General features: G+C 70.0%; 1 protein-coding gene and 1 pseudogene. Both read left to right on the plus strand.

Going from position 1 to position 1,639, the window contains the following annotated elements; translation table 11 throughout:
• Nucleotides 1–464 (plus strand): annotated as a pseudogene (locus D7X32_RS47740) (hypothetical protein); the annotation flags it as partial.
• A gap of 139 nt (nt 465–603) precedes the next feature.
• On the plus strand, nt 604–1,639 hold a 1,036-nt coding region (locus D7X32_RS44325), incomplete at its 3' end, for a serine/threonine-protein kinase (RefSeq protein WP_147450531.1).

Below are 1,639 nucleotides of genomic sequence, written 5' to 3' on the forward strand. Positions count from 1 at the left end.
GCGGTGAAGCTGGCAAGGGAGGCGGCGGCGGAAGCTCATCCATCGCGCTCTTGCTGATCGACTCCGAAGCGACCGTCGGAGTGGAGTCCCGCCTGATGACCCGTGGTGGTGGAATGGGTGGTCAGGGAGGTGCGGGCGGAGACGGGGGCGCGGGAGGCCCTGGCGGCATCGGCGGACGTCGGGCCAGCATTCGCGTCGCCGACCGCAGCCCTGAAATCTACGACACGTTTGGCGGCCACGGAGGCAATGGCGGCGCGGGTGGTGCGGGCGGACGAGGAGGCCCCGGCGGTGGCGGCGCGGGAGGGCCCTCCGTCGGCATCTGGTGTGCCGGAGACGCGGGGGTCGCCCTCGCGGAGGGCACCATCATCGACCCTGCGGATGGTGGTGGCGGTGGCCGGAGCGATGGGAACCCAGGCGACGAGGGTCTCAAGATGAAGGTCTTGGACTGCCGGACCACGCCCTGACCCACCGCATCGCCCGCTGTGTGACAGCAGCGGGTGAGAAAACAAGACCCGGGGGCAGGCGCCTGTTTGCTTGCCCTGCGTCCCCGGGCCGTGACTTCGCTTCCCGGGATTTCACCTGTTACGCTCCCCCGTGGTGGAGATGTCTTCCGAGCTGATCTGCGAAACCTGTGGCCTCACCGTTCCGTCCGAGACGGCGGTGTGCCCTCGCGATGGCACCGTCGTGCTGTCGTCGTTCCATCCGACTCCACCGGAACCGAAGGTCATCGTGGAGCACCCCGGTAACGAAGCCACCGCCATCACCGACCCCCTCATCGGCCTGAAGCTGGGCGAGTACGAACTGCGCTCGCGCATCGGCGTGGGCGGCATGGGGCTCGTCTACGACGGCATCCAGCCCCTCATCGGCAAGCGCGTCGCCGTGAAGGTGCTGCGCCCGGAGCTGGCGCACTCGTCCGAACAGGTGGCCCGGCTCCTCGCGGAGGCCCGCGCCGTCAACGCCATCCGCCACCGCGGCATCATCGACATCTTCGGCTTCGGCCAGCTCCCTGACGGTCGCCAGTACATCGTCATGGAGTACCTGGATGGCCAGCCGCTGGACGCCATCCTCGCGGAGAAGGGCCGCCTGCCCGTCCCGGAGGCCCTGTCCCTGCTGGATGAAGTGCTCGCCGGCCTGGGCGCCGCGCATGGCGCGGGCGTGGTGCACCGCGACCTCAAGCCCAGCAACATCTTCCTCGTGCGCCAGCCGGACGGCTCGCGCTACGTGAAGCTGTTGGACTTCGGGCTCGCCAAGCGCGGCGAGGGCCCCACCGGCCGCACCGCGCAGACGCGCACCGACATGGTCGTCGGCACTCCGGAGTACATGGCGCCCGAGCAGGCCCGCGGCCAGTCCGTGGGCCCCATGACGGACCTGTACGCCATGGGCGTCGTCACCTTCGAAATCATCACCGGCCGGCTGCCCTTCATCGGCAGCTCCCCGGTGGACCTGCTCATGAAGCACGTAGAGGCGCGCCCGCCCCGGCCGTCGGAGTTCGTCCCCGACCTGCCGCCCGCGGTGGACGCCTTCATCCTGCAGATGCTCACCAAGGACCCGGAGACGCGCCCCAACTCCGCGGATGCCCTGCGTCAGCACCTGTCCAAGCTGCGCCGCACCCTGCGGGCCACGCGCACCAACCCCACCG

Source organism: Corallococcus carmarthensis (assembly GCF_003611695.1).
Classification (GTDB): Bacteria; Myxococcota; Myxococcia; order Myxococcales; family Myxococcaceae; genus Corallococcus; species Corallococcus carmarthensis.